This is a genomic window from Thalassovita sp. (genome assembly GCF_034670005.1).
In the GTDB taxonomy this organism is placed as follows: Bacteria; Pseudomonadota; Alphaproteobacteria; order Rhodobacterales; family Rhodobacteraceae; genus Thalassobius.
Map to the genome: position 1 here is coordinate 210,392 of NZ_JAXMOH010000004.1, position 17,622 is coordinate 228,013.

At 56.0% G+C, this 17,622-nt stretch carries 13 protein-coding genes; 4 read left to right on the forward strand and 9 right to left on the reverse strand.

What is annotated here, in order from left to right:
• Positions 1–294 precede the first annotated feature (294 nt).
• The gene (gene acnA, locus VOI23_RS10500) at positions 295–2,982 is read right to left on the reverse strand and encodes an aconitate hydratase AcnA (RefSeq protein WP_323784734.1); all 2,688 of its coding nucleotides are present in this window, start codon (positions 2,980–2,982) and stop codon (positions 295–297) included.
• A gap of 223 nt (positions 2,983–3,205) precedes the next feature.
• Between acnA and VOI23_RS10505 the strand changes: the two genes are divergently transcribed.
• The gene (locus tag VOI23_RS10505) at positions 3,206–3,904 is read left to right on the forward strand and encodes a DUF1223 domain-containing protein (protein ID WP_323784735.1); all 699 of its coding nucleotides are present in this window, start codon (positions 3,206–3,208) and stop codon (positions 3,902–3,904) included.
• Between the two features lie 4 nt (positions 3,905–3,908).
• Here VOI23_RS10505 and VOI23_RS10510 read toward each other — a convergent pair whose 3' ends face one another.
• The 8 genes from VOI23_RS10510 to VOI23_RS10545 all read right to left on the reverse strand — a co-directional run bounded on the left by VOI23_RS10510 (position 3,909) and on the right by VOI23_RS10545 (position 12,559).
• Entirely contained in the window at positions 3,909–4,796 is an 888-nt protein-coding gene (locus tag VOI23_RS10510; RefSeq protein ID WP_323784736.1) for a lysophospholipid acyltransferase family protein, read from the reverse strand.
• An 8-nt stretch (positions 4,797–4,804) separates the two neighbouring features.
• Positions 4,805–5,662 (reverse strand): DMT family transporter, encoded by an 858-nt coding sequence (locus tag VOI23_RS10515; RefSeq protein WP_323784737.1) that lies wholly within the window; start codon positions 5,660–5,662, stop codon positions 4,805–4,807.
• 143 nt (positions 5,663–5,805) lie between these two features.
• Positions 5,806–6,984, reverse strand: coding sequence for an acetate/propionate family kinase (locus VOI23_RS10520; RefSeq protein ID WP_323784738.1), 1,179 nt, complete (start codon positions 6,982–6,984; stop codon positions 5,806–5,808).
• Positions 6,985–8,373 carry a bifunctional enoyl-CoA hydratase/phosphate acetyltransferase gene (locus VOI23_RS10525; RefSeq protein ID WP_323784739.1) on the reverse strand — a complete coding sequence of 463 codons (1,389 nt, stop codon included), beginning with the start codon at positions 8,371–8,373 and terminating at the stop codon, positions 6,985–6,987.
• A 173-nt stretch (positions 8,374–8,546) separates the two neighbouring features.
• On the reverse strand, positions 8,547–9,866 hold the full coding sequence (locus VOI23_RS10530; protein WP_323784740.1) for an FtsX-like permease family protein: 1,320 nt from the start codon (positions 9,864–9,866) through the stop codon (positions 8,547–8,549).
• Positions 9,859–10,551 (reverse strand): ABC transporter ATP-binding protein, encoded by a 693-nt coding sequence (locus tag VOI23_RS10535; protein ID WP_323784741.1) that lies wholly within the window; start codon positions 10,549–10,551, stop codon positions 9,859–9,861. The genes VOI23_RS10530 and VOI23_RS10535 overlap by 8 nt, the downstream gene beginning before the upstream one ends.
• An 8-nt stretch (positions 10,552–10,559) precedes the next feature.
• The gene (locus tag VOI23_RS10540) at positions 10,560–10,991 is read right to left on the reverse strand and encodes a hypothetical protein (protein ID WP_323784742.1); all 432 of its coding nucleotides are present in this window, start codon (positions 10,989–10,991) and stop codon (positions 10,560–10,562) included.
• A gap of 86 nt (positions 10,992–11,077) precedes the next feature.
• Positions 11,078–12,559: an alkaline phosphatase gene (locus VOI23_RS10545; RefSeq protein ID WP_323784743.1), complete on the reverse strand. Its 1,482-nt coding sequence runs from the start codon at positions 12,557–12,559 to the stop codon at positions 11,078–11,080.
• A gap of 424 nt (positions 12,560–12,983) precedes the next feature.
• Between VOI23_RS10545 and adh the strand changes: the two genes are divergently transcribed.
• The 3 genes from adh to VOI23_RS10560 all read left to right on the forward strand — a co-directional run bounded on the left by adh (position 12,984) and on the right by VOI23_RS10560 (position 17,568).
• The gene (gene adh, locus VOI23_RS10550; protein ID WP_323784744.1) at positions 12,984–14,528 is read left to right on the forward strand and encodes an aldehyde dehydrogenase; all 1,545 of its coding nucleotides are present in this window, start codon (positions 12,984–12,986) and stop codon (positions 14,526–14,528) included.
• Between the two features lie 63 nt (positions 14,529–14,591).
• Complete coding sequence (locus VOI23_RS10555; protein WP_323784745.1) at positions 14,592–14,930, forward strand: DUF779 domain-containing protein; 339 nt, start codon at positions 14,592–14,594, stop codon at positions 14,928–14,930.
• A gap of 178 nt (positions 14,931–15,108) precedes the next feature.
• Positions 15,109–17,568 (forward strand): ATP-binding protein, encoded by a 2,460-nt coding sequence (locus VOI23_RS10560; protein ID WP_416376522.1) that lies wholly within the window; start codon positions 15,109–15,111, stop codon positions 17,566–17,568.
• Positions 17,569–17,622: the final 54 nt, after the last annotated feature.

Consider the following 17,622-nt stretch of genomic DNA (forward strand, 5'->3'; position numbering starts at 1 on the left):
GGAATGGCAATTTTAGGGTGGAGCGGCCGTCCGATTCAAACGGGTGTGCAAGTTAGATACTGATGCCAGACTGGAATGTCTGAAGCTGTATAGTGTTGCGGTCACTTAATGGTTTCGTTGCAACTTGTTGAAAGAAAGTAATTAATTTGATTTTCGCACGTCTCGAGCAAGCTCAAATCCATCACGCTTTCAAATTTCACTGAAAATTTTCATCCTGCCACAATACCGGGGGCGAGATGTAAAAAAGCCCCGGGCGGTGTGGCCCGGGGCTTTGGTTTTTTGCTTTGCCGCGTCTTACGACTTGGCCAAATCCCGCAGCACGTAATGCAGAACGCCACCGTTTTCGATATACTCGATCTCGATTTCGGTATCGATCCGGCATTTCAGTGCGATCTCTTTGGTCGAACCGTCAGCCATGGTGATGACGCAGGGAACTTCCTGCAGCGGCTGAATGCTGTCCAGACCCGAGATAGCAACGGTTTCATCGCCGGTCAGGCCCAGGCTCTTGCGGGTATCGCCGCCGGTGAATTCGAACGGAATGACGCCCATACCCACGAGGTTGGAGCGGTGGATACGTTCGAAGCTTTCCGCAATTACGGCCTTCACGCCCAACAGCGCGGTGCCTTTTGCCGCCCAGTCACGCGACGATCCGGCGCCATACTGTTCGCCGCCGAAGACGACCAGCGGGATGCCCGCTTCCTGATAGGCCATAGAAGCGTCATAAACGCTGGTCTGTTGCCCATCAGGGCCTTTGGTATAACCACCTTCGACCCCGTCCAGCATTTCGTTCTTGATGCGGATATTGGCAAAGGTGCCGCGCATCATGATTTCGTGGTTACCGCGACGCGACCCATAAGAGTTGAATTCACGCGGGGCGACCTGACGTTCGATCAGGTACTGACCTGCCGGGGTGGTGGTGGCAAACGAACCTGCGGGCGAAATGTGGTCGGTGGTGACCATGTCGCCCAGAATCAGCAACGGTTTGGCTCCTTCGATATTGGTGATGGTGCCCGGTTGCATCCCCATGCCTTGGAAATAAGGCGGGTTCTGGATGTAGGTCGAGGTTGCCGGCCAGTCATAGGTTTCACCGCCCGAGACTTCGACCGCCTGCCATTTTTCATCGCCTTTGAAAACGTCGGCATATTTGGACATGAAGGCTTCGCGAGTCACGGTCTTGTCGACCAGATCGGAGATTTCCTTGTTGGTCGGCCAGATATCTTTCAGGAAAATGTCATTGCCATCCTTGTCCTGACCCAGCGGTTCGGTGGTCAGGTCGATGTTCATGTCCCCTGCCAGCGCATAAGCAACGACCAGCGGCGGCGAAGCCAGGTAGTTGGCGCGGACGTCCGGCGAAATCCGGCCTTCGAAGTTGCGGTTGCCCGACAGAACCGCAGTTGCAACCAGATCGCCTTCGGCAATTGCTTCTGACAGCTCGGGCTGAATCGGACCGGAATTGCCGATACAGGTGGTGCAGCCGTAGCCCACGAGGTTGAACCCGATGGCGTCCAGATCTTCCTGCAGGCCTGCGGCCTCCAGATATTCGGTCACCACCTGAGACCCCGGAGCGAGCGAGGTTTTCACCCAAGGTTTACGGTTCAGACCCAGTGCGCGGGCCTTGCGCGCGACCAGACCGGCCCCGATCATCACATAGGGGTTCGACGTGTTGGTGCACGACGTGATCGAGGCAATCACGACCTTGCCCGAAGACATGGTGTAATCTTCGCCTTTTACGGCTACTTCTTTGTCGTTCGGACGCTTGAAGGTTTCGGCCATTTCATTTGCAAAAGCGGCTTTGGCTTCTGTCAGCGCGACGTAATCCTGCGGACGTTTCGGACCCGAAATTGCCGGCACGATGGTTCCCATGTCGAGTTCCAGCGTATCGGTATAGACCGGCGCGTAATCGGCCCCACGCCAGAAACCGTTTTCCTTGGCATAGGCTTCGACCAATGCGATGCGGTCTTCGTCACGGCCAGTTTGGCGCAGATAACGCAGGGTTTCGCCATCAACAGGGAAGAAGCCACAGGTCGCGCCATATTCCGGCGCCATATTGGCGATGGTGGCACGGTCTGGCAGCGGCAGGTGATCCAGACCTTCGCCGTAGAATTCGACGAACTTGCCGACAACGCCCTTTTCGCGCAGCATTTCCACGACCTTCAGAACCAGGTCGGTGGCGGTGGTGCCTTCGACCATTTCCCCGGTCAGCTTGAAACCGACGACTTCGGGGATCAGCATCGAAATCGGCTGACCCAGCATCGCGGCTTCGGCTTCGATGCCGCCAACGCCCCAACCCAGAACGGCCAGGCCGTTGACCATGGTTGTGTGGCTGTCGGTACCGACCAGAGTGTCGGGATAGGCCACTTCGGCACCGGACTGATCTGTGTCGGTCCAAACGGTTTGGGCCAGGTATTCAACGTTTACTTGGTGGCAGATGCCGGTGCCCGGCGGTACGACGCGGAAGTTGTTGAAGGCCGACTGACCCCATTTCAGGAACTGGTAACGTTCCATGTTACGTTCGTATTCGCGGTCCACGTTCATCTGAAACGCGCGCGGGTTGCCGAATTCGTCGATCATCACCGAGTGGTCGATGACCAGATCGACCGGGTTCAGCGGGTTGATCTTCTGGGCGTCGCCGCCGAGGCCGACAATACCGTCACGCATCGCGGCCAGGTCGACCACGGCGGGAACGCCGGTGAAGTCCTGCATCAGCACGCGGGCCGGGCGATAGGCGATTTCACGCGGGTTCTTGCCGCCTTTTGCGCCCCATTCGGCAAACGCCTTGATGTCGTCGACCGAAACGGTGCGGCCGCCATCTTCAAAGCGCAGCATGTTTTCCAGCACGACTTTCAGCGCGGCGGGCAGTTTGGAGAAATCTCCAAGTCCGGCGGCTTCGGCGGCGGGAATGGAATAGTAGGAAACGGACTTGCCGCCAGCAGACAAAGTCTTGCGGGTTTTGGCGGTATCTTGTCCAACGGTGATGGGCATAAGGTGGCCTCCCTCTGAGCAGGAAAAAAAGGGGTATTGCTGGTGCTGCTTCTGCCTGATCGTGGGGCGGCAATCAAGGGGGTGAAATGCGATTTGTATACCAATGTACACAAAAATGCGCTTTCCGACCCTGTTCACCAGCGGCTGACAAAACCTTGATTGGTTATTTCATTCGAAAATGCTTAGAACAAGCGCATACCGAAGAATGGAGAAAAGTTCGCACATGCGCCGTTTCGTCAATTGGTTTACCGCTGCTCTGATTGCGCTTTCATCTCCGGTTTTGGCGGATGATCATCCTGTCGTGGTGGAGCTTTTTACATCGCAGGGCTGTTCATCATGTCCGGCGGCGGATGCGTATTTGGCAACTTTGGCCGAACGCGAAGACGTCATAGCGCTGGCTTTGCACGTGGACTACTGGGACTATATCGGCTGGAAGGATGCCTTTGCCGACCCGCGCTTCACCAAGCGCCAGAAAGCCTATGCGATCGCGGCAAATCGTCATTCCGTCTATACACCGCAAATGATTGTCAACGGTGTCGAACATGTTGTCGGCAACCATCCCGTAGATGTTGCCGCGCTGATTTCGAAACACGCCAAGGTCCGCAATCCGATTTCGATCGGGTTGAAACAACAGGGCAACGTTCTGTCTATTTCGGCCAGTTCCGATCGGGCGATGCCAATGCCGGTCATTGTTCAGCTCGTGCGCTACCTGCCCGAGCGTGAAGTTGACATTCGCGCCGGAGAAAACGCCGGTCGGAAAATGATTTACAATAACATCGTAACGGAATGGCGTCGTTTGGGCGATTGGGATACCAGTGCGCCATTCAATTTGCAGACGCAGGTTCAAGGCGATGAACCGGTCGTCGTGATCATGCAGGCACCTGGACCAGGGCCGATCATCGCTTCGGCGCGGCTGCGCTGAAAATCTAGCGGTCTTTCTTCCATCGACGATGCACCCAGAACCATTGTGCGGGATACTGTTGCACCATCGCTTCCAGCCGGTCATTGAAAGTCTGTGTCATTTCTACGGCTGTGCTGTGCGGAATCGGGTCTTGGACAATTGCCTGAAACGTTATTCCGTCGGGATTGCGCAATCCGAAGGCGGGCAGCAGAAGCGCATTGTACTTCATGGCCAATTCTGCAGCCGCCAGCGATGTACGCGCCGAATGACCGAAAAAACGCAGTTGGGCTCCATCCTGAACGTGTTGGTCGATCAATAGCGCGATGATATTGCCCGCGCGCAGAAATTTCACCATTCCCGCCAACCCCCGCCGACCGCGTGGAAACACCGGTGTCGCGATCTCGCAGAGCGCCTTTTCCCAATGACGGTTGAAGTAGATGTTGTCGAGCGGCCGAAACAGCGCGCCAATGGCACCGTATTTCTGCGCCACGATTGTGCGAACGGAATCATGGTTGCCAAAATGACCGGATACCAGAATGACCGGGCGGCCAGTCCGGTGGGCTTCTTCCAGCGCGGGAACGCCGGGGCCGGTTAATTCGGTTCCTTCCATATGCTTCTTGAAGGTCGCGCCGGAATAGATTTCGACCAATGTGCGGCCAAAATTATCAGGGACAGCGCGGGTTAGCCTGGCAGCCTCGGTCGGGGGCAGGTCGGGCCGGACCAATGCGAGGTTATCGCGTATCCGTTTGTCATAACCAAGAAGCGGCGCAATCACGCGGCTGACCAACCAACCCATCAACGGTACGCGATAGCGATAGGGCAGCGCGAGCGCTAAAAACAGTGGTGCACTCATGAAGAGGTTCGCAATGTACTGACCCGTGCGGGTAGCCAGGGACAGATTATTGTCGGACATGATTTGGCTCAGCTCCGCGCGGATGAGGTTTCGCGGTGCCACACATAAATACCCGATAGCACAATCACAAGCGCACCGACCACAGTCCAGAAATCGGGATATTCGTCGAAGAAGATCATCCCCCAGAGAGTGGCGAAGAGCAGGCCAACATAGGCAAACGGTGCCAGCATTCCTGCTTCGCCGATTGACAGGGCGCGGATCAGAAGAAGCTGTGAAATAGTACCAAAGATCGCAAGCATACCCATCAGCAGGGCCGAGGTCAGATCGACGGGCTGCCAGTGAAACGGAATGATGCAGCTGAAGATGATTGCCCCGAACATTGCGGTGTAAAGCAGTGAAGTCCAGGGGTCTTCGTTTAACCCGACATAGCGGGTTACGATATTGTAGGCTGAATAACTGAAGGCTGCGGCCAGCGGAAACAACGCATAGGGCGAAAACACGCCGCTACCGGGTCGGATGATGATAAAGGCCCCGATCAGTGCCGCGGCGATCCCGAAGGCGCGCCGCGGCCCGATCTTTTCGCCCAGAAACAGCGCGGCACCAAGTGTGATGATTACCGGGTTCGTATCCATGATCGCGGTCGCTTCGGCCAGACCGATATTGGCGATTCCGAAGAAGAAAAAACCAGTGCCGAACATCAGGAACACCGATCGCGCAAACTGCAGAAGTGGATAGCGCGTGCGCGCCACGGTGCCGATGCGCGGCAGCACGATCAGCAATACCAGACTGGCCTGACCGGCATAGCGCGCCCAGACCGCCTGCAGCGGACCAACACGCTGGCTAAGTTCTTTCGCTGTCGCATCCATCGCGGCGAAAAAGAAGATCGCTCCGATCATCAGCAGGATCGCACGCGCGGTGTTTGACATCGTCTTCTCCATCATTGGGGGCACCGCGACGCGGGTGCTGATCCCCCCAGGGCGCGGATTTGGCTGCGACCCTAGGCAGAAGCTTGGGGGAAGTCCACCTTGCGCCGGTCAGGGGCGTCTTGCTGCAGCCCTGTCGATTGTCATTAGCTGGTCAATGCCGCGCAGGCGCGGGCGATAACGATTTCTTCATCGGTGGGGATGACCATGACTGTGACCTGCGCAGTGTCAGTACTGATTACCGAAGCATTGGCCGCATTGGCCGCAGCGTCGATTTCGATCCCGATCCAGCTTAGTCCGGCGCAGATGCCATCGCGGATCAGGCTGGAGTTTTCGCCAATGCCTCCGCAGAAAACCACGCCGTCCAGCCCCTCCAGCGCCGCCGCCAAACCGCCCAGTTCGCGCCGGGCGCGGAATGTGAAGTAATCAATGGCCTGCTGCGCCTCTTCGCTGTCCGAAGATTGCAATATGCGCATATCATTGCTGAGGCCGGACAGTCCCAATAGCCCCGATTCTGTGTATAAAAGCCTGGTGATTTCGTCTGCGCTCAAGCCTTCCTGCTGCATCAGGTAGAGAAGAACGCCGGGATCGACCTGCCCACAGCGGGTGCCCATGGGTAACCCGTCCAGCGCCGAAAACCCCATCGAGGACGCCATCGACCGGCCCGCTTTCATGCCGCACATCGAGGCACCATTGCCCAGATGCGCCACAACGACACGCCCGGCATGAAGTTGCGGCGCGATCCGTGCCAACTCGCCCGCGATATAATCATAGCTGAGGCCGTGGAAGCCATAACGCCGCACACCTTTGTCGTAATAGGCGCGAGGGAGGGCGAAAACATCGTTCACGAAGGGATGATTGCGGTGAAACGCGGTGTCGAAGCACCCTACCTGAGCGGCCTGCGGAAATGCGGTCATCGCGGCCCGAACAGCAGCCAGGTTATGTGGTTGATGCAGTGGCGCGAACGGTTCCAGTTCGGCCAGTTTTTCAACGCTTTTCTCATCAAGCAGGGTGGGGCCGGTATAGTCCAGTCCGCCATGCACGATCCGGTGGCCGACCGTAACGATTCGAGCCTTGGGAAAATGGTCGGTCAGTGCCCTGAGCGCGGCTGTCAGGGCTTCATGGTGATCCACCACGCCTTCGGCAGGAATAGGGGACGCGTCAACCAACCGGACTCCGTCCGGATTTTTCAATGTCAGCGTCGCCGCGCCACCGATTCGGTCGGCTTTGCCGTTGGCAATGACCTTGGGCTCTGCCGCAGACAGGTCGAACAGACCGAATTTCAGTGACGACGATCCGGCATTCAGCGTCAGCGCATGAGCCATTCAATTGCCTCCGCTCAGCCGGTGATGATGCAAGGCTGCCACCGCACAGGATGCAAGCCGCGCCATGTCGTCATCGGCGCGACTGTTGAGGATGATCGGCACTCTTGCGCCCAGAACAACACCGGCGGCTTCTGCGTGGCTGATATAAGTCAGCTGTTTGGCCAGCATGTTCCCGGCATCAAGATTGGGGACAACCAGAATATCAGCGCGGCCCGCCACCGGTGACGTGATCCCCTTAATCCGGGCGGCGGCCAGATCGACCGCATTGTCCATTGCCAGAGGTCCATCGACCAGACCTCCGGTGATCTGACCGCGTTCGGCCATTTTTGACAAAAGCGCAGCATCGACGGAAGAGGGCAGGTCGGGGTTCACCGTTTCCACCGCCGACAACACACCTACCTTCGGTTCTTCGATCCCCAGCGAAAGCGCCAGATCAATGGCGTTTTGGCAGATATCCATCTTGGTCTTCAGGTCGGGCGTGATGTTGATCGCCGCATCTGACACCAACAGCAGATGCGCCAGGCCCGGCACATCCATGACAAAAATATGGGTGAAACGGCGCCCCATGCGCAGTCCGGTCTGTTTGTCCAGTGCCGGGCGCAACAGGTCGTCCGTATGCAGATGCCCTTTCATAAGGGCCTGTGCCTTGCCGTCATTGACCATCTGTACGCAAAGCCGGGCAGCATTTCGGGGGGTGGGTTCGTTGATGATTTCGATCCCGTCGAGCGAATAGCCCAGTTCCGCCGCAACCGCGCGAATTTTTTCGTCGTCACCGACCAGAATAGGATCGATCAGTGTGTGTCGATGGGCCAACAGCGCGCCACCCAGCGAATTAACATCATCAGGGCAGGTTACGGCGGTTTTCAGAGCCGCCAGAGGTTCGGCCTGCGCCAATAGTTTTTCAAAATGCCGATGACGCTGCACGATCAATCCGGGCAGATCGTGGCTATCATAATGCAGTTTGTGATCCGGGGCTTCGACGCGAGCGGACCCCGAAACCAATACGTCACCATTCGAAATCCGTTCAACCCGCGTGTCCATCACGACCTGATGGGTGGCAGGGTCGATCGATTTGACTGTCACCTTGGCGCAGAGTTCGTCTCCGGCAATGGCGTGGCCATGAAAATCCAGATCCTGATGGCGATACAAGGTCCCCGCCCCGGGCAGGATATTGCCCAGAACCGCAGAGATCAGCGATGCCAGAAACATCCCCGGCGCCAACGCTTCGTTTTGGCCATCGCCGTCACCATCGTGGTCAAACAGGTGCATCGGATTATGATTGCCCGAGACATTGGCGAAAACGATCAGGTCGTCTTGGGTGACCAGACGTCGGATTTCGGCGCTGTCACCGGGCGAAAGTTCTTCGAATATCTTGTTTTCAATCAGCATAAGATCCGTCTTTCCGGGTTTACCCTTGGATTTGGGCGCTCGCCTGTCTGGACTATCGCAATCCGGTCACGACAATCAAAGCCTGTCTATTTAGCGGCGACAATATCTTCGCTGATCTGGATCATATTTCGTCTCTTGTCTCAAAATCATCCGGGTAATGTCACGTGATCGGATCAGGACCGCAACCCGGTTGCCACTGGGCTGCGCAGTACCGAATAGGCAGGGTAAAGCGCCAAAAAGACGCTGACGCTGACGAAGCCTGCAACAAGATGGATTTCGGCCCATCCCAACGGGGCTGAAATCGCAATCCCGGTTTGACGCGACACGATTTCCGACAGCGCTGCGGCAGCCCCCGCGCCAACGGCAAGCCCTAACATGGCGCCAATCACCAACAGGCTTGTGGCATAGCCCCAGATGACCGCAAAAACAAACCGCCCCGGCGCACCGAGTGCACGCAGCAGGGCCATATGACGCCGCAACTGATTGGTCAGGATGAACAATCCCAGTAAAACGCTGGCTGCGACCAGAATCTGGCTGACCAGTGACAGAATCTCCATCGCTTGGCGCACATCACCGATCACGGAATAGAGCCGCGCCAGAACCTCACCGGGGAAGAATGCCATTGTCTGTTTGTCGCGAGTGAATTGCGAACGCAGGGCATAATTGGCCCAAAGCTGCTCGGACCGCACGATAACCGCCGGGGTGCCGGGGAAAAATTCTGAATCGAAAGGTGGCCCGATCTGGTCACCTGCCGCCAGTGCATGTCCATTGGCCAGACCATGCACTTCCCATATGGTTTCAATCGGCACCAGAATGGCGCGGTCCCAAGGGGTGCCGGTGACGCCCAGACGACCAACCACAGTCAGGTCAATGTCGTGATCCTCATCCTCTTCTTCCGAATGAGGGCCTGTCATGCCGTGAGCGGGGGTAAACCGGTCTTCGATCTGCAGCGGGACAGCCGCGCCGATCACCGCTTCGCTGCTGGTTTGCCACAGCCGGCCTTCGATCCGGTCGCTGCTCAGGTAACGGGCGAAATCGGCAATGGTGCCAACCAGCGGCGCGCCGCGATAACTGTCCCCAAAGGCCAGCGGAGCGGCCAGTGCGACATTCTCATGTCCAGCGAGTTCGGCATAGGTTGCCCCATCCAGCAGCGGCGCATCGGTCGGCTGCAGATAGACCGCAGCCATCATCATGGTCAGTTCGCTGCCCGGGGCGGTCACCACCAAATCGAATTTGTCCGCTGCATGGGCGGTACCATGGCGCAACCCGCGTTCCTGTGCGATCAGGCCGACCCCCAGCCCGACTGACACCGCGATCAGCAGCACAAAAAGCACATTGGCGCTGAAGAACCGACCGATCATCGCACGGATCAGCGGCCCCGGTGCAAATCCGCGGATGACGGCCAGACCGATAAGCGCGGCCGGTGCCAGCAATAGAAGAGCGACAAGCATATCTTGAACTGTCACTGGCAGGCCGTCCCAAAGATCAAACACCCGCTCGCTCCTGTCTGCTGTCATTGGTGATGCGGCCATCTGTCAGGGTCAGGACCCGGTCCATTCGGGACAAAAGGTCGTGATCATGGCTGACAGTAATAAGCGTTTTGTTACCGGCTCTGGCCAATCGCGTCAGGTCGTCGGCGACCCGGTTGGCGGTATCGCGGTCCAGACTGGCGGTGGGTTCGTCCGCCAGCAGGATCGCCGGGTCGTTGGCCAATGCACGGGCAATCGCGACGCGTTGCCGTTCACCGCCGGAAAAGCTTGCCACGGTGCGGGCATCCTGCGGGATGTTCAGCCGCAATAGCTGTTCGTTTGCCCGCTGGCGCAGCCCGCGCCGCTGCTTTGCGGGCAGGAATAACGCAGCTATCGCGGCGTTGGCTGCGGGGCTGAGTTCCTCGAAAAGAAGAAAGTCTTGAAATATCAGTCCGATATTGGATGCCCTGAACGCTGTACGCGCGCTTTGCCCAGCAGTCAGAATATCCACATCACCCCATTTCACCTGACCCTCTGCGCCAGCCAGAATCCCCGCTATTGCCATCAGCAGCGTCGATTTGCCTGCGCCTGATGGTCCGCGGATGCCGATTGCCTGACCTGGTTCGCAGGACAGCGCATCAACGGACAGTAAAATCCGTCCGCGCGGATCGCGCGCGACAAGATCAGTTATGGTTAATGATACAGACATCGCTATGATCAGGAATACCGGGCACCGGTCAGTCGTACACGGCTGACAAATCCGGTTTCAGGGTCGGTGAACGCGCCCAGTTCCAGAACGCCGTTGGTTTGGATTTTGACGTTGAACGGCGTGACCCTGACCGTGCGTTTGGTATAGACCGCAAGAATATCGTCAGGCCATTCCGCTTCGGTTTCGCAAAACGGGCAGACCGCCATCGGTTTGTTGGTCAGCACGAAGAAATTTGCTTCAGCTTTCAACGGGGGGGCCATGAAACCCGTGACTGTGATCCGTTCGCCCACCAGTTGTTGCGCCAGATCGGAAAAACTCAGATCCTTGTTGTACAGGCTACGCATTTTTAAGGCTTGGCCCTGAGCGTACAGGCGCGGACCGGGCAGCAGTGCCGCAGTAAGTGTGGTACCCGACATGGTCAGGAATTGGCGGCGTTTCATAGGCGTTCTCATCTTTGCAATGGGATCAGAAAGACAAGCAAGAGGCCGCCATCGCGGCCCCCTGCAAATGTGTGGCTGCGCTGCGCCTACTTGGCGGTGGCGGCGTATTGCATCACATGGAAAACGATATTCTGTTCCAGCGTACCGTCTACCAGATGCGCCCATGGGCCCTTGGCATAGATCGCAACGTCCTCGCCGGAATGGGTTTCCGACGACATCGGGATCAGCGCCTGCTGCACGTAATCGACGTCCAGAACGTCCTCTTGTGTCAGCATTGGGCGTACACCGGCCCAGTTCATGTCTTCGCGCAGGACCGAAGAAGCACCGTTCAGATAACCCATGGTGGTGTAGGGGCGACCGTCTTTGGCCAGGTTCAATTCACCTGTATGGGCGGTGCCGTTATTGTCGATCTTCATTGACAGGCCCAGAATGTCCGAACCACGACCAGCATAGCCTTGGAAAGCAATCGCGTGTTCATGGTCAGCGGTGACGATGATCAGGGTGTCTTCGTCATCGGTCAGTTCGTCCGCCAGAGCAACGGCTTTGGCGAATGCCACGCCGTCGGTCATGACGCGATAGCCGTTATTGGCATGGTTGGCGTGGTCGACGCGACCGGCTTCGATAGTCAGGAAATAGCCATTTTCCGCGCCTTGCAGCTTCTTGATGGCCATTTCGGTCATCTCGGCCAACGAGGGTTCACCGCTACGGTCTGCTTCATATTTCATATGCGAGCTTTCGAACAGGCCCAGGATCGGCTTGGACAGGTCTGCGGCTGCTGCGGTTTCATCGTTCCAGACATAAGTAATGCCTGCGGCTTTTGCTTCTTCGATCAGGTTGCGGCCATCTTTCCGCTTGCCGGTCTTACCTTCGTTATCGGTGGTTTCTTTGGTGATGAAGTGACGACGACCGCCGCCCAGAGCGAGGTCGACATTCCCGGCCTTCATCTGATCAATCAACTGCGCCGCGATGTCGGGTACAGTGCAGCCTTCGGGCAGGTAGTTATCCGATTCAAAGTTGCGGTCGGCCGAATGGGCATAGGCCGATGCCGGGGTCGCATGGGTCAGACGGGCGGTCGAAATAACGCCGACTTCTTTGCCCATGGCAGAAAAGACTTCGGCAGCATTGGCAACGGTTGCACCCGCAACCTGATCGCAATCGCCGCGGTTCAGAGTTTCATCAACGCCGATAACGCCAGCTTTGGTTTTTACACCGGTGTGCATCGCGGTGCCGGTGCCAGCCGAGTCGGGGGTTTGTGCGTTGGTATTGTAGGTCTTTGCCAAAGCGACATAGGGGAACTTGTCCACCGGCAGCATGTTTTCGTCGCCAAAATTGCCCTTGTTGCGCTGCCCGTCGAACAGGCGGGTCGCATAGTTGGTGCCGACGCCATTACCGTCTGCAATCAACAGGATGATATTTTTGGCTTTGTTGGTATTTGGCTGAACTGCCAGACGCTGCTGCAAGGTTGCCTGCGCGTCAGTGAACCAGACATTGTCGGCCTGAGGCAGGTCTTGTGCGATAGCGGTAGACGCCAACAGAGAAATAGCGACTGCAAGATGGGAGGATTTCATTGGGAACTCCAATAGGGGTTGTTTCGCGCGATACCTAAGGAAGAGGCAAGACAGATTTGTTGCAGAAGTATTTCACTTTTGTGACGAACCGGCGGGGCTGAGCGCGCGGCGTTGCGATCCTCTGATTGCTGGCGGTCAGGGAAATCCGGTAAAAAAGCGTTTTGTCATCCGTTCACCGGTGGGAACGGGCGTAAAAGACAATCAAAATTATTCGTTGGCTAAGTGAGAATAGTCAAAATTCCTGCGTTGATTTGACGCCGGAGACATTGGTCTGACAGACCAATGTCTGAACGACCATGGTGCAATTTCTGAATAACGCCGAGCCTCCTAGGGTACCCAAAGCGTTGAGACACCCATCCTCGGAGAACAATTTCTGTGGGTTTCGGCGTGACTTGAGGAATTGTTGCATCTTGGGAGGAATGTTATGAACATTCAGAATAAAATTGAAGTAAGCGCGGCTCTAGATACGTCGCATCTCGGCGTCGAATTTCCCTTCCGTACCCGCTACGGAAATTTCATTAATGGCACATTCGTTGAACCGAAATCAGGGCAATATTTCGAAAATACCACCCCGATCACCGGCGAAGTGATATGCGAGATCGCGCGCTCCAACGCAGACGACATCGAAGCTGCGCTGGACGCCGCTCATACCGCTTTCCCGGCTTGGGGCAGAACGTCGACCACCGAACGGTCGAACATGATGCTGAAAATCGCCGACATTATGGAAGCCAATTCCAACCTTCTGGCGGCTGCGGAAACGCTCGACAATGGGAAGCCGATCCGGGAATCGATCGCTGCAGACGTGGCGCTTGGTATTGATCACTGGCGCTATTTTGCCGGGTGCATTCGCGCCGAAGAAGGGCATATCTCGGAAATTGACAGCACTACCTATGCCTATCACATTCCTGAACCGCTGGGGGTTGTCGGACAAATTATCCCGTGGAACTTCCCGCTGCTGATGGCGATCTGGAAACTGGCGCCTGCTCTGGCGGCGGGCAACTGCGTTGTACTTAAACCTGCCGAGCAAACCCCGGCGTCGATTATGGTTCTGATGGAACTGATCGCTGATGTTTTGCCTGCTGGTGTTCTGAATGTGGTCAATGGCTTCGGGCTTGAGGCTGGTAAGCCGCTGGCCAGTTCACCGCGTATCGCCAAGATCGCCTTTACCGGGGAAACCACTACCGGGCGTCTGATCATGCAATATGCCTCGCAGAACCTGATCCCGGTCACGCTGGAGCTGGGCGGCAAATCGCCAAACATTTTCTTCGCTGACGTAATGGACGCGGATGACGACTATTTTGACAAGTGCCTCGAAGGCTTCACCATGTTCGCGCTGAATCAGGGGGAGGTTTGCACGTGCCCCAGCCGCGCATTGATCCAGGAATCGATCTATGACGACTTCATCGCCCGCGCAGTTGAGCGTGTGAAAGCGGTCAAACAGGGCAACCCGCTGTCGATGGATACGATGATCGGCGCGCAGGCGTCGGTAGAACAGAAAGAGAAAATCGCCTCTTACCTGCAACTGGGCAAGGATGAAGGTGCCGAATGTTTGACGGGTGGTGAGGTGGCTTCGCTGGCCGGTCTTGAAGGCGGCAACTATATCGAACCGACGGTGTTCAAGGGCAACAACAAGATGCGGATCTTCCAAGAAGAGATCTTTGGCCCGGTTCTCTCGGTCACGACTTTCAAGGACGATGCTGAAGCGTTGGAAATTGCCAATGACACGCTTTATGGTCTGGGCGCTGGCGTGTGGACCCGCAATGGCAGCCGTGCATTCAAATTCGGGCGTGAAATTCAGGCCGGTCGGGTTTGGACCAACTGCTATCATGCCTATCCGGCCCATGCGGCCTTTGGTGGTTACAAACAGTCGGGTATCGGCCGCGAAACCCACAAGATGATGCTGGATCATTACCGTCAGACCAAGAACCTGTTGGTCAGCTACAGCCCCAATGCTTTGGGCTTCTTCTGATCCCGTAAGAGTCAATATTGGCCCCGCTTCTCGGCGGGGCCTTTTGCGTTTCGTGAGGTGAGAATGACCAAAATGACCGTGACCGCGACCAAGGCAGCATTGGCGCTGCTGTACGAACTGAAAGCCAAGTACGGGGCCGCTTTGCTGTTTCACCAATCGGGCGGTTGCTGCGATGGCTCGGCCCCGATGCTATTTCAGCGTGGGGATTATCTTGTCGGTGACAGAGACGTCCAGATCGGGCAGATCGGTGGTGTTCCGTTTTACATGAATGAATTCCAGTACGAAAAATGGCAGCATACGGATCTGGTGATTGATGCCGTTGATGGAATTGGAGGTATGTTTTCGCTCGAAAACGGCACCGGGCGCCGCTTCTTGACCCGATCAGAGGTATGTATCCGGTGATCATTATAGCCGGGGTTACAGACTTTTGGGTGCGCGAGTCCTTCATTGGGATCATTTACGTAGACAAATATTTTGCTTATCCTGATGTTACGTGTGTAAATATTTTTTGTGATTGGCGCTTTGTCCTAGGCCATAATGTCCCGGTACGCGCTGGAACCGATCTGTGGGAGACTAAGCGATTAGTTTTGATTGCGTCTTCTGGAAAGACTCTGATCTGAGTTTCGTCGCCGGGAATGCCGACTTCGCCAAGGTCGCCGGGCTGAAATCGCTTGAGCAGATCAAAGGTTTGACCAACGATCAAATCCCAAGAACAGAGATCGCAGAATTAGAACGTGAAACGGATCGGACAGTCGTCGAAACGGCGCGCCCCATCAAAAATATTGATTTCATTCTGACGATTGCTCCGGGGCTCACGATATCATTCAAGATCAGTAAGACCCCCATTTTCGACTCCGATGGCACGTTCACGGGCGTTATCTGTCAGTACAAAGACGTTTCGACCGAACAGATATATAAACAGAAACATCGCCGTGTGGTGCAAGAACTTGAAATTACTGAAGCTGTCGCTGAAATCGCCAATAGCGCCGAAAGTGCGAGCGAAGCATTTGAAAAATCCATGACAATGATGGCCAAATTCCTAGGTTGGCCGGTCGGTTCGTTTTTGCGGGTCCAGAAAGACCAAGGCGAAATTTTGCTGGTGCCAACCGGGCAGGTCTACATCGCGGATGAAGAAAAATTCGGCTATTTGCGGAAGCTGACTGAAACGCGTGTTTTCCGCCCTGGTGAGGGCGCGCCAGGGGTGACCTATAAGCGCGGTGTGCCGCAATGGTATGAAAATATTTATGAGCAGGATGATTTCACTATTCTGCGTGGCGCAGACAAACGGATCATCTATTCCGCGCTGATGGTTCCGGTCTATGTTGGTGCCAAGATCGTTGCCGTTTTGGAATTCTTCTCTGACGAAATCATTCCCCGCGACGCCCATTTGTTCGAATTGGTGCATCGGCTAGGGGTGCAGCTGGGCAGGGTGGTAGAGCGGGAAAACACGACGAGTGCATTGTTGCAAAAACACACAGCTGAAGCCGCGAACAAGGCGAAGTCGGTGTTTCTGGCCAATATGAGCCATGAGATCCGGACCCCGATGAACGGAATCGTCGGGATGATCGAACTTCTCAGCCGCAGCGTGTTGAACGATCAGCAAATGCGAATGCTGGAAACGATTCAGGATTCGTCGTTCTTCTTGTTAGGGATTATCGACGACATCCTGGATGCAGCCAAGATCGAAGCAGGTCAGCTGAAAATCGAAAAAACTGAATTTGCTCTGCTCGACGCGGTCGAACGTACTGCCGAAATCCTGGCCGTACCGGCGCAGGATCAGAATGTGATTTTCGTGATGGAAATCGATCCCGGCCTGCCAGACTTCGTCCGCAGCGATCCGATCCGGCTGCGCCAGATATTGTTGAACTTGCTTAGCAACGCGATCAAGTTTTCCAAGCCCGAAGATGATCGCCAAGGTCAAGTCGCGCTAAAGGTTTCGCCGGTCGAGGGGGGGAACAAGCTGTGTTTCGAAGTGCGCGACGAAGGCATCGGGATGAGCCAGGACACCATCGAACGGATTTTCAAACCCTTTAGTCAGGGCGAGGAATCCACAACCCGTCGGTTTGGAGGTACGGGATTGGGTTTGGTGATCACACAAAGCCTGGTCAAAATGTTGGGCGGAACGTTGGACGTGCAAAGCGAACTGGGAAAAGGATCTGTTTTTTCGGTGACGCTGCCCATGGATGCGATGCCGAACAAGAAGACGCTCACTCGGGTCGACGGCGTTCATATTGTGGTGATGACCAACAAGCCGATATTTCACAACAGAATCAGAACCTTTTTCGAACAGTACGGGGCGCGGGTCGACGCGTCATTCTCACGTTCCGAAGTCTCGGATTTGGCTGCCAAGACCGGGCCAGACACCGTTATCGTATTGGCCTTGCAGACCTTGGCGGAATGCGAAGTTTACAAACAGGCGATCTGGCAAATAAATCCGGATTGCCGTTTGATCGTCCTCGATCAATCGCGCCAGAACCCAAAGGGATTATTGAACGATAAGCTTTATGTTTCGTACCGGTTTCCGGTGCATTACTCGGATATTTTACGTGGGGCTGCGATTCTGACCGGGCGGGAAGCTGCAGCCAATGTTCATGTTTCGTTGTCGGAAACTTGCGAAAGTTTGGAGCCGATCACACAGGCAAATCCCGATGGTACAGCGCGGATATTGATCGTGGACGATAACGATCTGAACCTGTCCGTTCTTTCGCGCCAGATGGATCTACTGGGATATTCGTCTGAAACGGCTGTTAACGGGGCAGATGGGTTTGAAAAATGGAAACAGCATCGTCACGCGATGGTGTTGACCGATTGTCAGATGCCGGAATCTGACGGGTTCGATTTAACCCGAAATATCCGCCGTTTCGAAACCGAACACGAACTTGTCCCGGTGCCGGTGATTGCCATTTCCGCCAGCGCCCTGATTGACGAAGCTGAGAACTGTTTCAAATCAGGCATGAACGATTATCTGTCCAAACCAGTGCAATTAAAAGCGCTGCAATCGGTGATCGAAAAATGGAAGAACGGCGTCGTCCCGCGCTGAGTATCGGTTGGGTTCGGCATTCTGTGAGATAGGAAAACGCGCACCCGATTGGGT